A 22,008-nucleotide genomic window follows, 5' to 3' on the forward strand; every position below is an offset into this window, starting at 1 on the left:
TCAATCGGTATTTACTCTTCTTTGGAGTAACTTTTTGTAGCAGACTGATCAAGATAACTGTATTTCGTACAACTAAACACAGCAAAATGGGCAGCAGACGCGAGATAAGTGTATTTTGTACAACTATAAAACGCCAAATTGCTCAAAACAGCTACTTTTAGGCGTTTTAGTTGTATGGAATACAGCTAAACGGATAGTTGGACGGAAAACTGGCGTTTTAGTTGTACAGAGTGCAGTTAAGCCGTCTGGGGTAATGGAAATAAGACTCAGCAGAGGGGAAACCCTGTTGCTCGTTAAATCTGCGAGTAAGGGTAGCTATGAGTAGATTAGTAAGTTAAAGCTGCAATGGAGTTAGTAAGTTAAAGCTACAAGTAAGTTAAAAATAACAGTAAGTTAAAGCTGCGATTAAGAGGAAACACGGTAGCATCTACGCGCCAAGCGTAGGCACCAGAGCCGTCCGAAAGCCAGCTGGATTGCAGCGGACGTAAGTAATCGGCGTTGCAAATACCAAAACACAAACACAAAACCCCGTATTGCACACTCAGCTGAGAGTACAATACGGGGTTTTGCGTCTATAGCGTCCAGCCGTTATAGTCCAGGCGAAGGACTAGCCGGCGAGATGGGCACCAAGCTCCTCGCGCAGCGCTTCGCTGATCGAAGTCATTGGCAGGCGCAGAGTGTCTGAGGAGATCTCGCCTGTGGCGCTGAGCAGCCATTTAATCGGTGCGGGATTGGATTCCTTGAACAGCAGCTTCATCAGCGGTACCAGCCGGTCGTAATCGGCTCTGGCAGCCTCAACCTGGCCGGCTCTATACTGTTCGTAAATGCCAAGGAATCTTGCGGTGTGCACATTGGCGGAGGCAAGCATGCCACCGGCGGCGCCGCAGCCCAGCATGTCGAAGAAGGAGAGGTCATCGCCGCACAGGATCGGCTTCGAGCCGTGACGCGACAGCTCTGAGACGAGCAGCTGCGAGCCGGAGCAGTCCTTGAGGCCGACAACGTTGTTCATTTCCAGAATGGTGCGCGCAGTATCTAGAGTCATGCCGACTCCGGCGCGGCCCGGGATATCGTAGGCCATGACCGGAATCCCGACCTCGGCAGCTTTGCGGAAGTGCTCGATAATGCCCTGCTGTGAAGGACGGCTGTAATAGGGGACAACTACGAGTGCGGCATCAGCTCCGGCATTTGCAGCTAGCTCCGTACGTTTGACTGTAGACATCGTGTCGTTGGTGCCTGTACCGATGACGAGCGGAATATCGCTGCCCTGCAACAGCTGTTTAGAGGCATCAATTAGCAGTTCTAATTCTTGTATACTGACTGTCGGCGATTCTCCAGTGGTTCCATTTACGACCAGACCATGAATTTTGTTCTTGATGATGTTCTGCACATACCGCTGATACGAAGCCAGATCAATCTCGCCGGCTGCATCGAACGGTGTTACCACGGGAACATAGATTCCATAAATCTGCTCTTCTGTTAACATGAATATCGTCCTCCAAATTTGTATAACCGTTTATTCTACTGTAGCATGGAATTATTCATCGGCGTTAGCTATAATAAATGATATGGGTCATCAATAATATTGATGTTAGGGTGATGAAATGGATTTAACCTATATGAGAACTTTTCGCGAGGTGGCGAAGCGGCAGAGTTTCACCCGGGCGGCAGAGGAGCTGGGATATGCCCAGTCGAGCGTAACAACGCAGATTCAAAAGATCGAAAAAGAATACGGAGTAACCCTGATGGAGCGCCACGGCCGCATTTTGCGCCTGACTCCGCCGGGCGAAGAGCTGCTGAAGCTGTTTGTTGAGATTCTTGATCTGTATGACCGTTCTAAGGAGACGATTGCCCAGCAGATCGGCGGTACGCTGACTATCGGGACGATCGATTCGCTGGCTGCGTTCTATCTGCCGCCGTTTCTGCAGCAGCTGCGGACGACCTTTCCCGGCTTGAACATTCATCTGCAGACCGAGCAGGAGGCGAATCTCGTATCCAAAATCAGGGACGGCGAGGTGGACATCGGACTGATGCTGGACCGCTGTACAACCGATTCCATGCTGGAGCGGACGATTATCCGGGATGAGCCGCTGGTGCTGGTCGCTCCCTCCAGTCATCCGCTGGCGAAGCTCGCCGAGGTATCGCTGCAGGATTTGAATAACTGTGAGCTGATAGTCTCGGAAGAAAGCTGTATCTACCGCAGCATGTTCGAGAATCTGCTCCGCGAGCACGGTATTGTGTTCCGCATCGGCTTTGAGCTGTCCAATCTGGAGGCGATTAAGCGCTGTGTACGCAACGGCCTGGGCATTGCCCTGCTGCCGAGAATAGTGGCTGAGGAGGAGATCGAGCGGGGGAATCTGGCCGAGCTTCCTTTTGCCCATCCGGAGATTCACTTTGACCTGCAGCTGCTGATCCATCCGAAAAAATGGAAGTCGCTGCCGCTGCAGTCGCTGATTCAAATGCTGCTTGCCGATGCCGAAGCCAAAAAAGCCGCGGTATAATAATGATATGAGAGCCTACTACGAAGCTGCAGCAGGCTTTTACACTTGTAGGAGGTAATATGGTTCATTTCAGGATTGCCACATTAGATGATCTAAGTGCAATGGTTCAGATGCTTGCAGACGATGAATTAGGCAGAACTAGAGAACGTTACGAAACTCCTCTTCCGGAGAGCTATTTTAGAGCCTTTCATGCGATTGACACTGACCCGAACAATGAATTGATTGTGGCCTGTCTTGATGACCAGCCGGTAGGTGTTCTGCAGCTTACTTTTACACCTCATTTGACCCATCAGGGCAGCTGGAGAGCATCAATCGAAGGGGTTCGGACAGTAGCTTCAGTAAGGGGAAAAGGAATCGGAAGCAGGCTGGTTCTGCGGGCGGTTGAGCGTGCTAAAGAGCGGGACTGTCTCACTTAATTCAGCTGACGACGGATACTGCACGCGGTGATGCTTTGCGCTTTTATGAGCGGCTGGGCTTTAAAGCGACTCACACCGGGCTCAAAATGAAATTATAAAACGATAACGCTTGGAGGTCACAATGAACATTATCGAGCTTCCGGTTGAATTTATGTATGAGGGACAGCCGTATTTTATTTACCCGAGCTTAATTGTGCTTACGAATCATGAGCTGGCTCTGGTTGACACTGGCTATCCCGGGTTCCTGCCCCTGATTGAGAACGCAATAGAGCACAAAGGCTATGACCTGAGGCAGCTCAAGCATATCGTGATCACCCACTATGACGACGATCACATCGGGGCATTGCATGATTTTAAGGGGAAATACCCTTGGGTGACGGTGATCTCCAGCGAACGGGAAGCGGCCTATATCAGCGGCGAGGTGAAATCCGAACGGCTGGTGCAGGCAGAGGAGCTGCTTGAGCAAATGCCTGAAGAGCAGAAGGCCTTCGGCCAGTCATTCGTTGACCTGCTGACAAGCCTTAAGCATATTGCGGTCGATCGGACGGTCAAGGAGGGGGAATGGCTGTTTGACGGGGCTTGCAAGGTAATAGCAACACCCGGACACACGTCAGGCCATATTTCCCTGCACCTCCCGGAGCTGGACAGCGTAATTATCGGGGATGCAGCCTACCTAGAGGACAATGGTACAGAGCTGCTGGTAGCGAATCCTCAGTACTGTCTCGACCTGCCGCAGGCGGAGCGTTCTTTGGAGCTGCTGAAGAGCCTTAAGGCGAAGCATTATTACTGCTATCATGGCGGATCGTTACATATATAAAGAAGCTTTTTTAGCACCGATATGCAGCAAGATATTGACATCAAAAACGACAATATGGTATATAAAAGGAAGTGTTAGCACTCAGGCCTATGGAGTGCTAATCATCCGGAAGCAATCAGCAGGCTATTTTTGAGAGGAGATTCTATATTCATGTCTAAAAAAGAGTTCAAAGCCGAATCCAAACGACTACTGGAAATGATGATTAACTCCATCTATACACAGCGGGAAATCTTCCTGCGGGAGCTGATCTCCAACGCAAGTGATGCCATCGACAAAATCTATTACAAAGCACTGGCCGACGACAGCCTGGTGTTCAATAAAGAGGATTACTACATCAAAGTAACCGCCGATAAGGACAGCCGCACGCTGACCATCTCCGATACAGGAATCGGGATGACACAGGAAGAGCTGGAGAACAATCTGGGGATTATCGCGAACAGCGGCTCTTTTGCGTTCAAGAAGGATAACGAGGCCAAGGACGGCCATAACATTATCGGACAGTTCGGGGTCGGCTTCTATTCCGCTTTTATGGTGGCAGAGGATGTTACGGTCATCAGTAAGGCGCTGGGCAGCGAGCAGGCGTACAAGTGGGAATCCCAGGGGGCAGACGGTTATACCATCGAGAGAGCGGACAAAGACAGTGTGGGTACTGAGATTACCCTTACTATCAAAGCCAACACCGAAGAGGACAACTACGACGAGTTCCTGGAAGAGTACCGCCTGAAAGCGATTATCAAGAAGTATTCCGACTTCATCCGCTTCCCGATCAAGATGGACATCACCGGCAGCAAGCCGAAGGAAGGCAGCGAAGGCGAGTTCGAAGAAACAAAGGAAGAGCAAACCGTTAACAGCATGGTGCCGATCTGGCGCAAGAACAAAAGCGAGCTGACTGAAGAGGACTACACCAACTTCTACAACGAGAAGCGCTACGGCTTCGACAAGCCGCTTAAGCACATCCACATCAGCGCTGACGGTGCGGTAGTATACAATGCAATTCTGTTCATTCCGGAGAACACACCTTTTGACTACTACACTAAGGAGTACGAAAAGGGCCTGGAGCTCTACTCCAACGGCGTGCTGATCATGAACAAATGTGCGGACCTGATGCCGGACTACTTCAGCTTTGTCAAAGGGATGGTGGATTCCGAGGACCTGTCGCTGAACATCTCCCGCGAGCTGCTGCAGCATGACCGCCAGCTGACGCTGATTGCGAAGAATATCAAGAATAAGATCAAGAGCCAGCTCCTCAGCCTGCTGAAGGACGAGAGAGAGAAATACGAAACGTTCTACCAGTCTTTTGGCAGACAGCTGAAGTTCGGTGTGTACAATGACTATGGTATGGAAAAAGAAACCCTGCAGGACCTGCTGATGTTCTACTCCTCCAAGGAGAAGAAACAGGTTACGCTGGCTGAATATGTGGAAAGAATGCCGGAAGACCAGAAGTATATCTACTATGCTTCCGGTGAGTCTGTGGAACGGATCGAGAAGCTGCCGCAGACCGAAATCGTGCTCGACAAGGGCTATGAAATCCTCTACTTCACTGACGATATCGATGAATTCGCGATCAAGATGATCATGTCCTATAAGGAAAAAGAATTCAGAAACGTCTCCAGCGGCGATCTCGGCATCGAAGAGGATGCTGCGGACAAGCCGTCGGAAGAGGAGCAGAACGAGAATAAGGACCTGTTCGAAGCAATGCAGGGTATCCTGTCCGGTAAAGTAAAGGCAGTCAAAGCCTCCAAGCGGCTGAAGTCCCATCCGGTCTGCCTGTCCACTGAAGGTGAGCTGACCATCGAGATGGAGAAGATCCTCAAAGCGATGCCTAACGGTCAAGAGGTGCAGGCGGACAAGGTACTTGAAATTAACGTCAACCATGACGTCTTCAAATCGCTCAAGGCTGCGGCTGACGGTGACAAGGAGAAGCTGGGCCTGTACACGAACCTGCTGTACAACCAGGCGCTGCTGATCGAAGGCCTGCAGGTTAATGATCCGGTGCAGTTCACCAACGATATCTGCAAAATTATGGTGTAATACTGAAGCGGCAGCTGTATGCTGCTGTAGATTGGCTGTAAAAGACAAAACCCGCTTCCGGCGCTGCCGGGAGCGGGTTTTAAATTTTCTGGTGATAAATTGTCTTAATCATAATGTTCGCCTATTCATATAATTGAATTCAAAGGCAGGCTAATCCATTCTTGTAATATGAAAATGTTCAGCGACAACATAAAAGGAATGTTCTACATTAACGAATAGCAGGATTTGTTCCGTTCCTGTATCGGAGTGGATAAACGGATAGGACTGGAGCGTAACCTGCATGGACTCCTTTTCCAGCACCTTGCGGTAAATATCTGCAATTTCCTGAGGCCCAGAGGTAAGTGAAATAAGGCCTTGAGAGAAACCTGGCTGAAATGACAGGAAATCATAAATTCTATTAACAGCATTATATTTTTCTAGAAAATTAGAAAGTTCTTCAAAAAGCTGACCATAAATTTTTTCGTTTTCCGCCATCTTTTCTGGACCTAAAATCCGAAAGTAGGGCTTGTTGTATTTAAATAAAACCGGATGATCTCTCAAAATACGCAAATAAAGAAATGAGCTGCTGATGCCAAGGTTGTTTTCACGTACATCCTCGCAAATAATGCTCCAGGAGGCATGCTTTCCTACAGTTCTTCCGTAAACCTCCTTGTACATGGTTAGGGTGAGGTGCAAGTCGTTGTCTACCCGTACAGCTTGATCAATAGAGAAATACCCCTCACCTTCTGTTAATTCATCTAGTGCATCAATAATTTGTTGAATCAAATAAATAGCCTCCTTGCTATGAAATAATAGTGGCGGTGCTAAAAAAAAATCTCAGGACACGAAGTGAATCTTTCTAACGAATGGTCAAGTCTACGATTCCGTTCCAGCGGATCGATTTACTGTCATTCCTGGCTTTTGTATACGTGGCTGCCATTTTCAGATTGACTCAATGAAGAGTTTTCAGACACGAGTTCTTGCCCCTGGGTTACCCCTCCCGGAAGTTCTCAATAAACTTCACAGCCAGGGCGGATAGATATTTGTCCTTCATCCAGACCGCGGCAACCCGGGTATTAAGAGAATCGCTAATAATCTCCTTGTGGACAAGGTTACTGTTGTCGGCAAGTTTATAAGCCGATCTTGGGATAATGCCGACGCCTAGACCGGCGTTAGCCCATAGCAGGGTCGTACGGGCATCGTCATTCATGCAGAAAAACTGCGGATCAAAGCCATGCTCCAGGCAGGTCTCACGGATCAGCTGTTCAAACCTGCGGTAGATAATGAGCGGCTGTTCCTGCAGCTCACCGGTATCAATGGACGATCTTCCGCCGGTCCAGTCATAATCAGGCGACATCACGGCAATCATAGGTTCTGATGCTGTATAGATACACTCCAGCCCTGCACTGCTGAACGGGGTGCGGACGATGCCTACCTCAACGATGCCTTTACTCAGCAGATCAAGAATACGATACGTATTGCCTTCGTGGATCTCAAACTTCACGCCGGAATATAGCTGGTGGAACTCCAGCAGCCGCTCCTGAAGCAGCGTGGCGGCAGAAGAGGAGACGGTACCGATGGAGAGTGTGCCGGATACACCCTTCACGTAATCCTTCAGCTCGCGGGTGGTGGAATCTGCCAGCTCCAGAATCTGCTGTGCGCGGACCCGCAGGATCATTCCGGCTTCGGTAAGCTGTACGCTGCGCGGACCGCGCTCTACGAGCTTGACTCCCAGTTCTTCCTCCAGCAGCTTGAGCTGCTGGCTGAGCGGCGGCTGGGCCATCTGCAGCCGCCTGGCAGCTGAAGTAATCTGGCCTTCCTCGGCGATCGCCAGGAAATATTTAAGTTGGCGGATATCCATAACTAACCTCCGTATTATTATGCTGACATATGATTGTCATATCGCAGAGATATGAAACCAATATTATTAATATGGTAGCGGATATGACATAATCATAACGGGTCTTTTAGGAATTGCATAGAGATACATACTGTATAGGCTGGTGAGAATTTATGTTTAAAATTGCTGTTTTTCTGAAACCGTACAAAAAAGAGGTTATCCTCGGACCGATCTTCAAGCTGCTGGAAGCCATTCTGGAGCTGCTGCTGCCGACCATCGTTGCGCTGATTGTCAATAACGGCATCGGCAACCAGGATAGCGCCTATGTGTACCGGATGGGCGGGCTGATGCTCCTTATGACCTTGCTTGGCTTCGGCTGCTCGATGGTCTGCCAGTATTATGCTGCCCGTGCTTCGCAGGGCTTCGGCACATCGCTGCGCAACAAGATGTTCAAGCATGTCTCTTCGCTCTCCTATGCAGAGCTGGATAAGCTGGGAACGCCATCCCTGATCAACCGGATCACCAATGATGTGAACCAGCTGCAGCTTGCGGTAGCGATGCTGATCCGGCTGGTTGTCCGTGCGCCGTTCATCTGCATCGGGGCCATCATCATGTCAATGATTCTTGACTTCCAGCTATCGCTCATTTTGCTGGCTGCAACACCGGTATTCGGGGTAATCCTGTACTTTATTATCACCCGGAGCAGCCCGCTGTACCGCAAATACCAGCAGAAGCTGGATCACCTGGCGCTGGTGCTGAGCGAGAATCTGTCCGGTATCCGCGTTATCCGTGCTTTTGCGAAGTCGCGCCGCGAGAAGCAGCGTTTTGCTGCGGCATCAGACGACCTGACTGCGACAGCGATCCGGGTCGGACGCATCGCCGCCTGGCTCGGGCCGATGACGACACTAGTCGTCAACGCGGCAATTATCGCCATTCTCTGGGCAGGCGGCTGGCACATCGACGCCGGACGCCTCTCACAGGGGGAGATTATCGCTTTTATCAACTACGTGACCCAGATTCTGCTGGCCCTGATTGTTGTATCGAACCTGGTGATCCTGTTCACTAAGGCCTCCTCCTCTGCTAACCGGGTCAATGAAGTACTGGCCGCAGCAACATCGGTTCCGGATGAGGGGAATACTGCGGTTACTGCGGCAGCAGCCTCTGACGTTCCGCTTATCTCCTTCGAGCATGTCTCCTTCGGTTATAACCGTACCGGCGAGCTTGCACTGGAGGACATCACGGTAAAGATAAACCAAGGCCAGACAATCGGACTGATCGGCAGTACCGGCTCCGGCAAGTCGACGTTTGTTAATCTGATTCCGCGTTTTTATGATACCGTTCAAGGGGATATCAGGATTAGAGGCGTGAATGTGAAGGATTACCCGCTGGAGCAGCTGCGGAGCCTGATAGGCATCGTACCGCAAAAAGCGCTGCTGTTCACCGGAACCATCGCCGATAACATCCGCTGGGGCAAGCAGGAGGCTACCCGTGACGAGCTTATGCAGGCTGCAGCGGTGGCTCAGGCGGAGGAGTTCATCAGCAAGCTTCCGGAAGGACTGGAAACACCGGTAGCCCGGGGCGGCCTGAATCTGTCAGGCGGACAGAAGCAGCGTCTGACCATTGCACGCGCCGTGGTCGGCCGTCCTCCTATTATGATTCTGGATGATTCCTCGAGCGCGCTGGATTTTGCAACAGATGCGGCGCTGCGCAAGGCGCTTAAGGAATACGGGCGGGAGATGACCGTGCTGCTGGTATCTCAGCGGGTGAGCACGGTACAGCATGCGGACCAGATCATTGTCTTTGATGAGGGACGTATTGCCGGAACCGGCACTCATGAGGAGCTGCTTGTATCCTGCGCGGTCTACCGTGAGATTTGTGAATCACAGCTGTCCAGCCAGGAGGTGGCGCAATGAATACTAACAACACGTGGAAAAGACTGCTGAATTATACCCGGCAATACCGCGCCATCTCTATCGGTGCTGTAATCTGTGCCATTCTGAGCGTAGCTGCCAGTCTGATCGGGCCGCTCCTGATCGGGCAGGCCATCGACCGGATGATCGGGCCGGACAATGTTGATTTTCCAGAAATTCTCCGGCTGCTGCTGATTCTTGGCGCCGTTTATGTTACAGGCAGTTTTTTCGGCTGGCTCCTGACCTATTACACCAACAAAATCGCCTATAGAACGGTCTATGATCTGCGCAGTGACTTATTCGATAAGCTGGACACCCTGCCGCTCAAATTCCATGACAATCACCCGCAGGGTGACAGCATCAGCCGGTTTGTCAACGATATGGATGCCGTATCTGACGGGCTGCTGCAGGGCTTCTCGACGCTGCTGACGGGCATTGTCACCATTGCAGGTGCAATCGGCTTCATGCTCTATATCAGTCCTGTTATGACCGTGGTGGTGCTGTTGTCTGCGCCGGTGACCTACTATGTCGCGAGATTTATTACCACCCGCTCCCAGAAGCTGTTCCGTGAGCAGGCCAAGATTCTTGGCGGACTGAACGGCTATGTGGAGGAGATTGTCGGCGGGCAAAAGGTTGTGCAGGCCTACCATTATGAGGACCGTTCCTTTGCACGCTTCTCTGAACGCAACAATGAGCTGTATCAGACTGGCGTCAAATCACAGTTTTACGGCTCTCTCGCCAATCCGACAACCCGGCTGGTCAACAATATTACGTTCTCAGTCATTGCGATGATCGGCAGTGTGCTGGTAATAGGCGGACATCTCTCTGTCGGGGACCTGTCCAGCTTTCTGATCTACTCCAATCTGTTCGCGAAGCCGTTTAATGAAATTACCGGTGTTATCACCCAGCTGCAGTCTGCAACAGCCTCGGCACAGCGGATCTTCAAGATTCTCGATATGGTGCCGGAGATACCAGATGCCCCTGACGCTCATGTGCTGGGGGTAAGCAAAGGGACAATTATTTTTGACAAAGTAAGCTTTGCGTACACGCCGGAGCGGCCGCTAATCCGTAATTTCAGCCTGGAAGTCAAGCCGGGTACCCGTGTAGCCATTGTCGGCCAGACAGGAGCAGGAAAGACGACGCTCGTCAACCTGCTGATGCGCTTCTACGATGTGGACAGCGGCAGCATTCGGATCGACGGTACGGATATCAATCAGATCACCCGCGACAGCCTGCGGCAGAACTTCGGAATGGTGCTCCAGGATACATGGCTGTTCGGAGGCTCGATCCGCGATAATATCGCCTACGGCAAGCCGGAGGCGAGTGATGAAGAGGTTATTGCCGCTGCCAAGGCGGCGAGCGCCCACAGCTTCATCAAGCGGCTGCCAGAGGGCTATGCGACCAAAATCAGCGGCTCCGGTGACAATCTGTCCCAGGGCCAGAAGCAGCTGCTGACGATCGCCCGCGTCATGCTGGCTGATCCGCCGATGCTGATCCTTGATGAGGCAACCAGCAGCATTGATACGCTGACCGAAATCCGGATCCAGAAGGCTTTTCTGCGGATGATCTCAGGCCGGACCAGTTTTGTTATCGCCCATAGGCTGTCAACCATCCGCGAGTCGGATATTATCCTCTATATGAAGGACGGGGACATTGTCGAGAGCGGCACACATGAGGGGCTGCTGGCCAGCGGCGGGCATTATGCGAAGCTGTATAACAGCCAGTTTGCGGCGGTGTAAAGCTTTATTATGCGATAAAGACTGTATACAGTGATATTTTGCTGTGTGCAGTCTTTTTGTATATGTCGATTAAAACTCGGGAGCATTATTTTCTTCTGCGCTCATTTATTGTCACAACAAGGTCATACAATTATACTTTGACATTAAAACCGTCCAGACGGTATAGTAAATACAGAGGTGAATGATATGAACGTTAATTCCAGGCGAGGGGTTATTTTGACGGCCGCATCCTTAATCATCAGAAGCCAGGGGGTAGAGAAGCTAACCCTTGAGGCGGTTGCCAGGGAGGCCGGCGTCAGTAAGGGAGGGCTGCTGCATCATTTTCCTAATAAGAATGCTTTGATTCAGGGGCTGGTGGAGGAGCTGACGGACGAATTCGTAACCGATGTCCAGGAGCGGGCAGCGGTTTCCGCTGTTAATCAAGGGAAATGGAGCCGGGCATACACGGAATCTGTGGCCTGTGATATCAAGGACGGGAACGGGATCAGCACGGCGCTGACTGCGGCGTTATTCAGCAAACCGGAACTGCTGGAGAAGCTGCAGGAGCAATATGCATTATGGCAAAAAGACATTGAAAACGACGGGATCGACCCTGTGCGTTCAACCATAGTACGGCTGGCTGCCGACGGCCTGTGGTTCTCTGAAATGTTCAGCTTAGGGAAGCTGGATTCAGAGCTGCGTGAACAGGTCATACAGGAACTGCTCAAAATGACGGTGTAGGAGGAAAAGAATTGTGAACCCCTTTGTGTTATTGGCTTTTGCCATTGTGTCAGAGGTCTGCGGCAGCTCGCTGCTCAAATTATCCAACGGCTTCAGACGGCTATATCCATCTCTTGGGGTGGTAATTGGACTCGGCTCTGCGTTTTATTTTCTGTCGCTGGCGCTGCAGTCGATTTCACTCGGAACGGCTTATGCGATCTGGTCCGGGGCAGGGACGGCTTTAACGGCGATGGTCGGAGTCTTCTTTTATAAAGAAAGGCTTAACCGAAAAAAAATATTGGGACTGCTGCTGATCATCGGCGGTGTCATTACACTGAAGCTTGCTACAGGCGGAGCGCATTGATTGATTCTACGGGCAAAGAAGAGGATGGGGATTGAATTGAAAAGTTACATGTACCTGGCTATGGCCATCTGCTTTGAAATATTCGGGACAACGATGCTTAAGCTATCGGACGGGTTCACGAATCTGCTGCCGGGTCTCGGGGTCGTTGTGGGGATGGGGTTATCTTTTTTCTGCTTATCCATGAGTCTGCGGGTTATTCCGCTCAGCTTCGCGTATGCAGTCTGGTCAGGCGTCGGGACGGCCATTACAGCTTTGCTCGGTGTGGTGGTGTGGGGCGATCCATTCACCTTTGTATCTTTCCTCGGAATCGCGGCTATTATCGGCGGTGTAGTGCTGCTCAATTCATCTAATCAGCCGGAAAAAGCACCCCAGGGGCAGCTGTGAGTTCATTAGAACATGGAGGGATCTATGGTGCATGACCTGGAGAAAGAATTGAGGGACATTTGTATAGCCCTTACTGTGAAGCAGCAGATTCCACGTACAAAGTAAATATTCTAACAATGAAGCCGGTCTTATAAAAGAATATCATGAATTAAATCAAAAGTTAGTTCGCGTTTTCGGCAATTACAATATTTAGTTAGGAAAAGAAACTCCGAAACCCACTGCATAAGCGGGTATACGGAGTTCTTTTTTTTAGAGATTAAAATCAGCTCAGAACAGGAGTGTTCTTCATTTCATAGATTTTTTGAAGCGTCTGGAGATTTAGCGCCTTCCCGTCCTCGTCCTTTGCATGCAGATACCCTTCCACAAGCCTGTACCCGAATATGATCAGGATCAGCTCGCAGACGCAATGATCTTCCACTCGGGGAGCATCCGCATACTCTGCAAAACCTCTATAATACGCAGGTATGCATCGCTGGTAATATTCGATCATGTAATCAAGATCCACTTCGTCGGCAAGCAGGCTGGCGATGTCTTCGCCCAGATAACCCCATCCCGAGGTATCCCAGTCGATAAGCGCGATTGTCCCGCCTCTGTTGATGATATTGGTTACCCAGAAATCCCGGTGGCACAGCACAAGAGGCAGTTGTTCAATACGGGCGAATATCGCCTCTGCGTGCCCGTCAAGGTCAATAAGCATTTGCCGCACGTGCTGCGGAAATTCACAATTCTCCGAACGGATATAGTCGTAGACGACCGGCCAAGACCGGTAATGCAGGTACGTGTTCTTCATAAGATCTGCCCGGCTAAGGTTGGTCAGACTCTCCAGCACAGCAGGTTGCTCCGCATACAGCTTCCCCTGATAACGCCCTAACTCCAGTGCGGCCTGCTCATACATATCACCAGTTAAGTCTAAACCGGATACTCCATCGATATATTCCAGCCACAGCTGAAATTCATCCTGCTCGGCATTCATTTCCGCGTAATAACAAGTCGGCCAGCGAAAGGTATCCGAAAAAGTCACTCCCAAATCAGATGAATAGAGATCATACTCCCGGCGCCATGAACCCGGATCACCGAAGCGCTCCCATTTTTTCTGGATTTTCAGCACAACACGGTACGGCAGTTTCTCTCCTTCAGAGGTTTCGGCGGTTCCTGTTACCAAATTTACATTCCCTACCGTTCCGCCATGCAGAGACTTAGTAGTGAAGTCTGCTGAGATAATCTCCTTCTTGAACTGCTGGCTTAAGACATATGTTAATGTTTCGTTAGTAATCTTCATTTTTTCCATCCCCCATTTTTCCTAGTTTGTTTGCCTTGCATGGCAGTCATTTTGTCACGGGCCCGTTTGCTGATGAGGTAACCCGTCCTGTCCTGGACATATTTGTGCTCTTGCTGCTGTGTAAGATAATGCTCCCAGCGTTCACGCGGCAACGAACCGTCTTTCAGTGCGGCGAGAACGGCACAGCCTGGCTCAGCCTGATGACGGCAGTCGGCAAAACGGCATGTTCCAAACCATTCCTCCACATCACCAAAGCTTGCATGTATACCTTCACCGGCCTCAAAAAGCCCAAGCTCACGCATGCCAGGCGTATCAATAACCATCTTACCGGAGGGGAGCATGAACAACTGACGGTGTGTTGTCGTATGCCGCCCCCTGCTGTCAATTTCCCGGATTGCCTGGACCTTCATTACATCCTGTTCCATCAGCGCATTTAGCACGAAGTCAGGATAAATACATAATCAAAGTTGGTTGCGACAACCTGCTCCCGGATGGTCTTGGTGAAGCCTGCGGCATGCCCGGAGTAATCAGCGCGTGAGAACTTGGACCGGCGGGGGAGTACCGTACCGATGAGTGAATCTCCATTCCCGTTGTACTGCAGCAGGACGAAATCACCGACACACGGATAATCTGAACGCGTATCCGCACTGTGATAAAAGGCTCCTTTGAGCACCGCTGTAACTTCACCGCGTCCGGTCATAACAGTAAAACGCTCACGCCGCAGCTCCGTCACTCTGCCGGGTATTAATCCTTCTTGAATATCTTCTGTTTCAATATAGCCATAGGTTTTTAAATCAATCATGTTTGTGTGGTTAGCTCCTTTTATGTTGTTTTTTGGACGCAAAAATGCCGCGGACCAGCAGCCTCTAAAGAAGCTGCTGATACACGGCATAAGAACGCACCTAAAGAGACGATCCTCATCGTATCCTGTAAACAGCAATTTTCACGAAAGGTTACTTTGGATGGCATCACAAAGAATACGGGCATTCTCCCGCGTTGTTCGTGAATGCCTGATATTCGATTCTAAGACGAAACCACCCTATAAGTAGCTGCCACTAAAATCACATCCCCCTTCGTGTACGGAACTTGCTTATCACTAAGCTTTCTTTAAGTTATCCTATTATGGGAAAATATTCAATGTACTAGATGATTATAATTAAATTGCACATTTGCTCAAAAAGTATAAGCATGTCCTCCAACGTCTGCCCAGGCCAGCGTCCCGTCCGGCATCCATCCCAGCAGAACGCCTGCCGCCACGAATGTTATGGTCCGTTCATTGCTGTCATACAGCCGGATTGTACCTGTACCTGACGTGTATGCTGCGAACCTGCCGTCCGGCGACCACTTGAGCGTAGTCAGAAGGTAGTAGTCCTGCTGCCGCTCATGCTCCCATATATCCTCTTTAACCTGCTTCGTAATCTGTTCATCCAGGAGGACGTTAGAAGTTCCGCTGCCGGTGTCAAAACGGATTTTGCCAAGCGGATTGTCCTCCCCGTTGTCTCCAGGGAGTATCAGGATCGTATTGTCCTCCCAGCTCAGCGTATATACGGACAGGAAGCCGTCACTGTGTGAGAGGAAAGCTGCGTTTTCCCGGGACAACAGCGTAGTTCCCTTTTGATCCAATACCAGCAAATCTGCTCCGGGGCCAATGTAGTCATCATGTGCGTACAACACAGCAATACGTGTGCCGTCTGGTGATGAGGACATGCCATAGACCGGTTTATCAAAAACATGCAGCTTCTTGCGGGTGAAATCCTTCAAGTCTACCCGGTACAGCGTTTTGTTGCCCGATACCATATAAGTGAAGCCGGGATAGAAACGGTCGGAATACATTTCATGATAACCATAGTCGTTGCCGTAAGCTCCTTCCTCCGGGGGAAAAGAAGGGATCGTAAGCTCAAGGCCTGTCATAGCCTGAACCAGATGATGCTCTTCATGTCCATAGAACAGAAAGGAAGGTACCGAGTATTCCTGGTTATCGACGGCTTTGACCCAGCCCGTATTCCAGACGGGAATCATCCGCTGAGTGCCGGATACAATGCCTTTGAAATGTATACTACCCTGATCAGATAGAGATCTCACAACGACAGTATTGCGGTACGGCTGTTCTATGCTCGCATAGCTTCGGCCATCTGCGGTGACGGCTTCATCCAGATTGAAGGTCCCGGACCAGGCGTTATCCTCGTCCATCTGCAGACGAATCTGCACAAACCTTGGTGACTCCCATTCCAGCGTATAACTGAACGCTGTCTGCGGATTGCTGGTCTGCAAGCTTTTTTCCAGTGCGGACTCCAGTGATGCTTGGTCCATATCGGCATTGGACTTTACCTGCACCACTTGTCCGTATCCTTCCAGGCTTTTCATCTGCTCGATATAGAGAAAAGGCTCCTCCGGGCTTAAGGATGCCGTAGCTGAAGATGTGGCCGCCGGAGCTGCAGCTGACTGGGGCGTTGCCGAATCAGGGGGCGGAGAAATATCCGCTTGTTCTGCTGAAGGGGTCTTCTGACATCCTGCGAGCATAACAGACGCCAGCACAATAACTTTCAAATAACGCATATATACCTCCATACCGGAATAGTTAGAGTTTTCCATATTAATATGGACGTTGTTTAAGCGGATAAGTTGCTGAGGCTGACCATTTAACAGGGCTGCTTGACAGGATATTATTCGTGAGCACATTGACTAGCCGGGAGGCAGCAACGTATAATTTTTCCAAATGTGCTGTAAAGTATAATGTTAAAGGGGATTTATTATGATGCGCTTTTTGGGAAAACTATTCATTTATTTCGTGATATTTGTGTTTGCGGTGATAATGGCGGCAAATGGTTATTCACCCATTCTGACAGTAGGGATTGCTTTAACGGTTTCCCTAATTGGTTATATGATCCTATTTGTTTATCCTTTTGTTTTGGAAAAGCGTGTGGAACGGGTGGAAGACTTTTTACTTAGACACAAACACAAACCTGGGGTTTATATTCATTATGTTGTAGCGAACAGGCTTGATGACGAAGCAAAAACGACTATGGATAAGCTGATGACAAAATATAAGCACTCAAGGGCATTGGCTACTTACAAGGCGGCTTACGGGCTTTACTGCAAGGATATGGATGCTATTAGAACAGCCGTGCCATACATACGCTATGCTGATTACCGGGCTTACTATGCAACGCTTCTACTGATAGAGGACGGCAAAAGTACTGAGGCGCGTGAACATCTGGAGTCTATTAAAAAGCGGTGGATGAGATCGGCACTGCTCGCAGAAGTGGAACGCAAATCGGGAGACATTGAAGCCGCAGTCAAACACGCCAGGGAAGCAGTGGATACATCGGGAGGCGCCCAACGTTATGTGTTACATAAGGAATATGAAAGAACGTTACCGCAGGCGGTTGAGCGCGTATCTTGAGTCTGGAGGAAGTAAAGCATGAGGAAAACAGAATGGATCAAAGTACTCTTGGCATTATCGCTAATCGGCCATGCGGCAATATTTATTCATCATAAGACTGAAAGTCAGAGACAAGCACTAAGATATGAGCTGTTGAATGCATACATTTACCGCGATTTAGCCCAACTGGAAATGACTATTCAATATCAAATGGATAACAACTGGGTAAGCGAACCCCTCGTTCCTCAGAAATTGGATGATGCCATTGATTCCGTTATCCTGCATATGGGAATGGAACAAGACGATGATAAGGAAGCGGTTCTCTGAACATTACATGATTTCTTAAATGCATTCAGAGTCGGCGACGAGATCTTATCGGTTAGCTTAACGGATGAGCAGCGGGCTGATTACATTGATTTAGGGGAGAAGCTGCGCTTCAGCGGATGGAATTACGGTGTAGGGTACGACACGAAGTGGGAGGTTTTTGAAGCAAAGGTAGAGGCGCTTGTGGGGGAATAGAAACACTCAAAAAATGAAAGGCTTTTGATGAGTGTTTGCTGGGTGGATTCGTTGAAGGTTTACTTCGGTGAACCGTATCATAAGTAGGGGCAAGTTTGTGTAGTGAAAAATTCATTAATAGTAGTATAATAGGAATTATAATTTTTTGGAATTATTGTTTAAAATTTAATATTTGTTTTGGGGGAATAACTATGGCTACTAGTCTATGTTTTTTTAACAATAAAGGTGGTGTTGGTAAAACAACGTTAACCTGCAACATTGCTTCATATATAGCTACTGTACATCAAAAAAGGGTTCTTGTTGTAGATACAGATCCTCAATGTAACGCAACCCAATATATCTTGTCATTTGATGAGACAGAAGATCTTTTTGGGTCTAAGTCAGAGAACACAGTGTTAGATGTAATCCTTCCTCTTGAAGAAGGAAATGCAAATATTAATATTGATGTTGTCCCAGTAAAAAAAGAATTCAATAGATTTAATGTTGATTTATTACCTGGTCATCCTAAGATCGCACTTTTTGAAGATAAGTTTAGTAGAGCATGGTTAGATCTTAATAATGACATCGGTTCATTAAGAACGACAAATTGGTGTTATCAATTAAACTCTTACTTTTCAGATGAATATGACATCATAATATATGATGTAGGTCCAAGTTTAGGCGCACTAAATAGAACTATTCTGCTGGGTTGCGATTATTTTGTAAGTCCAATGGGATGTGATACGTTTAGTATTATGGGAATAAACAACATTTCAGATTGGTTAAGAGATTGGCATGCATTGTACTCAGCAAATTTTAAATTTATAAAGGAAAGAAAGACTGAACTAGTTGAAAAGTATAAAGATGATTTAGTGAACAGTATTGATACTCAATCTAAATTCATTGGATATACTATTCAACAATATATAGTCACTAAAAGTGCGGGTAGTAGAGCAAGACCTACAAAAGCATTTGAAAAAATATTAGAAAAAATACCAGGTGAAGTATCTGATAATTTAAATACCTTTACACCAGGTAAATTAGATAAGAATAAACTGCGACTAGGTGATGTACCCCATTTATATAGTTTGGTCCCCCTTTCGCAATCCGCAAACACACCAATATTCCTTTTAGAAAGCAAAGATGGTTTAGTTGGTTCACAATATGCACAATTAAACAATTATAAGGAAATGATAAAATCAATTACTTATAACCTTCTTGAAAATATAAAGGAGTCAGGTTTATGAGTACAGATATAGAAGTTACCGAACTCGTAGTAGAAAAGGAAATAATAAGATGGCCGTCATCACTTGTAACCGAATTGGCAGAACGGCGATGTATTATTGTTCTAGGTTCAGGAGTATCAGCATCATCCAAAAGCAATGGTGGGAAAAGCCCAAAAGATTGGGATGGATTTTTACGAGAAGGTATTAAAAGAATGAACAATGAGGATGCGAAAGTTGTAGCAACCGAATTCTGTAACAAGAAAAACTATCTAGATGCCGCTCAGATAATGAAAGATCATATTAATCCTGGTGATTATGATGATTTCTTTCAAGAGGAATTTAACCCTAGGGATGTTTATCTACCTTCTGAAATACATAAAACAATCATGCTTATGGATCCTAAAATAGTCGTTACAACAAATTATGACAAAATCTATGATAATTTATGTATGCAACAACCTTCATACAATGTTTTAAAATATTATGATAATAATATCATAGATGATATTCGATCTAGAAAAAGGTTGATCCTAAAAGCACACGGATGTGTTAGTAACACTAAACGAACAATACTAAGTAGAGGAGATTACTTTGAGGCTAGAGATAAGTATGCATCATTTTATCGAGTTTTAGATTCATTGTTCTTAGTTAATACCCTTCTTTTTATTGGGAGCGGATTATCGGATCCTGACATTAACATATTATTAGAAAATGCTAATATTACTGCAAAGTGTAGTAGACCGCATTATATTGTTTCTGGTGATAACTATAATTCTTCAATAAAAAAAGCAATAAAATCAACTTATAATTTAGAATTTTTAGAGTACCCTGCAGGGCAATATGAATTAATTCCAGAAGCATTAAATGATCTATTAAGCTTAGTATTAGAACACCGACGTGAAAATGGATTACAATAATAATATGGTGATCCTCATTCATTTAAACGCGGCATATACGCTTGAACTTTAAGTCTTTGACTTAAGGATTTTATTTTTTGAGGGGAATGCATTGTCGTTTCAACTAACTGGACTGTTGATTCTATTCTATATAGATTGAACTGAAGAACATGTGGGACTTCCAGGCGGCTATTGTTACTAAAAGGAGTTCTCGAGATAACTTTTGGGGGAATAATCAGGCAACTTTACCTGAAATCCTGCACTGAATACAACATTTCCCTCAAAAAATCGGCCGAAATCCGAAAGTGTTGTAAGAAATGCAGGATTTCACCTGTTTCAAGCGGCTTTTCCGGATTATTGTTGTATTCGTGTAACAATCCTCCCGAACAGGTAACTATCTATGAATCAAAGTTGTACAATGTACAACATTTTGTCCGATAGCGCCTATTAAAGAGTAGATTCTGAAGTTCAATCTATATAGTTCTAAATAACAATTGTATTAACTTTTTGAAAATTGGTGAAACATTAATAAATTAAAGATTTTCTTATATACATATAAGATACGAAAGTTTATTAAGCGACAGAGGGGCTATCCGCACAAAGGAAAACTCCTAGCCATTGCCTGTTTCTTCGAACTGTCCATGCCCAAGTGGGATTCCAGTGCGGAGGCATAGATCGTAAACTTCAAAAGGTTCTCCAATCACATGACCACCTTCCATTTCATTATTGAAACAGACAGCGTGGATTGTTTGTTAGAAGAGTGGGAAACGAAACGTCCGACAATGGAACTTAATGGTTGTTAAATAGTGTACATCGTAAACAATAGGCCTGATGTTGAAGTCGAAGTACCAGCGGTAACGGGAATGGGGCTTCCTGCAAATGATTTGAGGGTTTCAACCAAATCGGTTTTAGAATGAAAGCTTGCGGTTATAGCTATCGCTCTGAACCGTACCATAAGTAGTAGTTAGCGGAATGTTAGAGTCAGGCATGTAATGGGTCTGGCTCTTCTTGATTTATGGAAAGTACATTCATATCAGTGCAAAAAGGTAATTTCCTCCCTATGATGACCTCTCTACATCCCCATCCTCCAGCACAATTCTTCCAAAACTTCAGTCATCCTCCTCATCACTCTCTTCATATCCTCATCCCTTATCACCTCTAACTCTTGCCCTTCGCCATTAACAATAAAATTCAACTCACCCACAAATACCACGACCTCAAGCCCAGGATTATAATCTGTATGGATTAGCAGCAATAGATCAATTAATGATATCTCTGTGCCAAACTCTGCCTTATGCTCATAGATGTATAATGCACGAATCATTGATATGAGGGCTGAATGACAAAGAAAGAATGCAGTTTTATACTGCTTATGATTTTTCATAATATGAGCTAACTTCATGTGATAATGAGCAAGCTCTGTATAGTCGATAATTTTTTCATGCATGTTTCTTCCCATAGTAAAGGCCTCCTATATCGATTTTGGAAAAGTATTACACAATTATAATACCTATAGATATTAATATAAATAATAATATTTATTGTTTGGTGTTTACCTTTATCAAACTTGTCTACACTTTTGACATGGAGAGGTGAATACCGTGATGGATAAGGAAATACTGAAGCTCGTCGGAACCCGGATTCGTGCTCTTCGGAAAGAGCGGGGTTTATCGCAGGAAGCGCTTGGGGAGAAAGGCGGATTTCATTTTTCATATATAGGGCAGATTGAGCGTGGTGAGAAGAACGTTTCTTTATTGAATTTACATAAGATAGCGGAATCACTTGAAGTTAATTTAGTTCAGCTGTTTGCGTATCAGAATGAAGAGTTTATGGTTACCTCAGCTGAGAGAGAGATTCAGGATATTGTAGGAATGCTTCGTGACGCTAATGATGAGAAGATACGCGTGGCGAAAAATGTACTTAAAGAATTATTATGAGATACGTCCTTCAGAACAAATGAGGTCATTAAAAACAAACGCACAAGCCAGTGGCTTGTGCGTTTTGCTGTAGCTTAAGTATAGTTCTTATTTTATGATTAATGTTGAAATTT

The 22,008-nt window shown here is 47.2% G+C and carries 21 protein-coding genes and 1 pseudogene; 14 read left to right on the forward strand and 8 right to left on the reverse strand.

Translation table 11 applies throughout. The features are described from left to right. Positions 1–607 precede the first annotated feature (607 nt). Positions 608–1,483 carry a 4-hydroxy-tetrahydrodipicolinate synthase gene (dapA, locus tag BN3772_RS10350; RefSeq protein ID WP_042199243.1) on the reverse strand — a complete coding sequence of 292 codons (876 nt, stop codon included), beginning with the start codon at positions 1,481–1,483 and terminating at the stop codon, positions 608–610. A gap of 118 nt (positions 1,484–1,601) precedes the next feature. Between dapA and BN3772_RS10355 the strand changes: the two genes are divergently transcribed. The 4 genes and pseudogenes from BN3772_RS10355 to htpG all read left to right on the forward strand — a co-directional run bounded on the left by BN3772_RS10355 (position 1,602) and on the right by htpG (position 5,762). After that, positions 1,602–2,498, forward strand: coding sequence for a LysR family transcriptional regulator (locus tag BN3772_RS10355; protein WP_042199245.1), 897 nt, complete (start codon positions 1,602–1,604; stop codon positions 2,496–2,498). A gap of 59 nt (positions 2,499–2,557) precedes the next feature. Next, positions 2,558–3,012, forward strand: a pseudogene (locus BN3772_RS10360) (GNAT family N-acetyltransferase). A 23-nt stretch (positions 3,013–3,035) separates the two neighbouring features. Then, positions 3,036–3,731, forward strand: a complete 696-nt coding sequence (locus tag BN3772_RS10365; protein WP_042199247.1) for an MBL fold metallo-hydrolase — start codon at positions 3,036–3,038, stop codon at positions 3,729–3,731. Positions 3,732–3,881: 150 nt separating this feature from the next. Beyond that, entirely contained in the window at positions 3,882–5,762 is a 1,881-nt protein-coding gene (htpG, locus tag BN3772_RS10370; RefSeq protein WP_042199248.1) for a molecular chaperone HtpG, read from the forward strand. Positions 5,763–5,912: 150 nt separating this feature from the next. Here the strand turns inward: htpG and BN3772_RS10375 are convergent, their stop codons facing one another. Together BN3772_RS10375 and BN3772_RS10380 are read right to left on the reverse strand one after the other, a co-directional pair. Then, entirely contained in the window at positions 5,913–6,527 is a 615-nt protein-coding gene (locus tag BN3772_RS10375) for a hypothetical protein (protein WP_042199250.1), read from the reverse strand. A gap of 205 nt (positions 6,528–6,732) precedes the next feature. Further along, on the reverse strand, positions 6,733–7,602 hold the full coding sequence (locus BN3772_RS10380) for a LysR family transcriptional regulator (protein ID WP_042199252.1): 870 nt from the start codon (positions 7,600–7,602) through the stop codon (positions 6,733–6,735). A gap of 152 nt (positions 7,603–7,754) precedes the next feature. Between BN3772_RS10380 and BN3772_RS10385 the strand changes: the two genes are divergently transcribed. The 5 genes from BN3772_RS10385 (at position 7,755) to BN3772_RS10405 (ending at position 12,677) form a co-directional block, all read left to right on the forward strand. Then, positions 7,755–9,494 (forward strand): ABC transporter ATP-binding protein, encoded by a 1,740-nt coding sequence (locus tag BN3772_RS10385; RefSeq protein WP_042199254.1) that lies wholly within the window; start codon positions 7,755–7,757, stop codon positions 9,492–9,494. After that, entirely contained in the window at positions 9,491–11,230 is a 1,740-nt protein-coding gene (locus tag BN3772_RS10390; protein ID WP_042199256.1) for an ABC transporter ATP-binding protein, read from the forward strand. The genes BN3772_RS10385 and BN3772_RS10390 overlap by 4 nt, the downstream gene beginning before the upstream one ends. Positions 11,231–11,416: 186 nt before the next feature. Beyond that, entirely contained in the window at positions 11,417–11,950 is a 534-nt protein-coding gene (locus BN3772_RS10395) for a TetR/AcrR family transcriptional regulator (RefSeq protein WP_042199258.1), read from the forward strand. Positions 11,951–11,963: 13 nt separating this feature from the next. Then, on the forward strand, positions 11,964–12,293 hold the full coding sequence (locus tag BN3772_RS10400; RefSeq protein WP_042199259.1) for a DMT family transporter: 330 nt from the start codon (positions 11,964–11,966) through the stop codon (positions 12,291–12,293). A 36-nt stretch (positions 12,294–12,329) separates the two neighbouring features. After that, the gene (locus tag BN3772_RS10405) at positions 12,330–12,677 is read left to right on the forward strand and encodes a DMT family transporter (RefSeq protein ID WP_042199329.1); all 348 of its coding nucleotides are present in this window, start codon (positions 12,330–12,332) and stop codon (positions 12,675–12,677) included. Between the two features lie 262 nt (positions 12,678–12,939). On the opposite strand, the gene BN3772_RS10410 is transcribed toward BN3772_RS10405, so the two are convergent. From BN3772_RS10410 to BN3772_RS10420, 4 genes are all read right to left on the reverse strand, one after another. After that, positions 12,940–13,956, reverse strand: a complete 1,017-nt coding sequence (locus BN3772_RS10410) for an aminoglycoside phosphotransferase family protein (protein WP_042199331.1) — start codon at positions 13,954–13,956, stop codon at positions 12,940–12,942. Beyond that, on the reverse strand, positions 13,953–14,366 hold the full coding sequence (gene rsgA, locus BN3772_RS31230; RefSeq protein ID WP_244444712.1) for a GTPase RsgA: 414 nt from the start codon (positions 14,364–14,366) through the stop codon (positions 13,953–13,955). The genes BN3772_RS10410 and rsgA overlap by 4 nt, the downstream gene beginning before the upstream one ends. A gap of 23 nt (positions 14,367–14,389) precedes the next feature. Then, positions 14,390–14,758 (reverse strand): ribosome small subunit-dependent GTPase A, encoded by a 369-nt coding sequence (locus BN3772_RS31235; protein WP_244444713.1) that lies wholly within the window; start codon positions 14,756–14,758, stop codon positions 14,390–14,392. A 371-nt stretch (positions 14,759–15,129) separates the two neighbouring features. Next, positions 15,130–16,512: a WD40 repeat domain-containing protein gene (locus BN3772_RS10420; RefSeq protein ID WP_042199261.1), complete on the reverse strand. Its 1,383-nt coding sequence runs from the start codon at positions 16,510–16,512 to the stop codon at positions 15,130–15,132. Between the two features lie 196 nt (positions 16,513–16,708). Between BN3772_RS10420 and BN3772_RS10425 the strand changes: the two genes are divergently transcribed. The 4 genes from BN3772_RS10425 to BN3772_RS10440 all read left to right on the forward strand — a co-directional run bounded on the left by BN3772_RS10425 (position 16,709) and on the right by BN3772_RS10440 (position 19,979). Next, positions 16,709–17,359 carry a hypothetical protein gene (locus BN3772_RS10425; protein WP_042199262.1) on the forward strand — a complete coding sequence of 217 codons (651 nt, stop codon included), beginning with the start codon at positions 16,709–16,711 and terminating at the stop codon, positions 17,357–17,359. A gap of 18 nt (positions 17,360–17,377) precedes the next feature. Continuing rightward, positions 17,378–17,665 carry a hypothetical protein gene (locus BN3772_RS10430; RefSeq protein ID WP_042199263.1) on the forward strand — a complete coding sequence of 96 codons (288 nt, stop codon included), beginning with the start codon at positions 17,378–17,380 and terminating at the stop codon, positions 17,663–17,665. A gap of 383 nt (positions 17,666–18,048) precedes the next feature. Continuing rightward, entirely contained in the window at positions 18,049–19,083 is a 1,035-nt protein-coding gene (locus BN3772_RS10435) for a ParA family protein (RefSeq protein ID WP_042199264.1), read from the forward strand. After that, positions 19,080–19,979 (forward strand): SIR2 family protein, encoded by a 900-nt coding sequence (locus tag BN3772_RS10440; protein WP_042199265.1) that lies wholly within the window; start codon positions 19,080–19,082, stop codon positions 19,977–19,979. The genes BN3772_RS10435 and BN3772_RS10440 overlap by 4 nt, the downstream gene beginning before the upstream one ends. 1,051 nt (positions 19,980–21,030) lie before the next feature. Here BN3772_RS10440 and BN3772_RS10445 read toward each other — a convergent pair. Then, positions 21,031–21,417, reverse strand: a complete 387-nt coding sequence (locus BN3772_RS10445) for a hypothetical protein (RefSeq protein ID WP_042199266.1) — start codon at positions 21,415–21,417, stop codon at positions 21,031–21,033. A gap of 142 nt (positions 21,418–21,559) precedes the next feature. Here BN3772_RS10445 and BN3772_RS10450 point away from each other — a divergent pair, with 142 nt between their 5' ends. Beyond that, entirely contained in the window at positions 21,560–21,895 is a 336-nt protein-coding gene (locus tag BN3772_RS10450) for a helix-turn-helix domain-containing protein (protein ID WP_042199267.1), read from the forward strand. Positions 21,896–22,008: the final 113 nt, after the last annotated feature.

Origin of the sequence: Paenibacillus camerounensis, from assembly GCF_000723885.1 — a bacterium.
GTDB classification, from domain to species: domain Bacteria; phylum Bacillota; class Bacilli; order Paenibacillales; family Paenibacillaceae; genus Paenibacillus_AQ; species Paenibacillus_AQ camerounensis.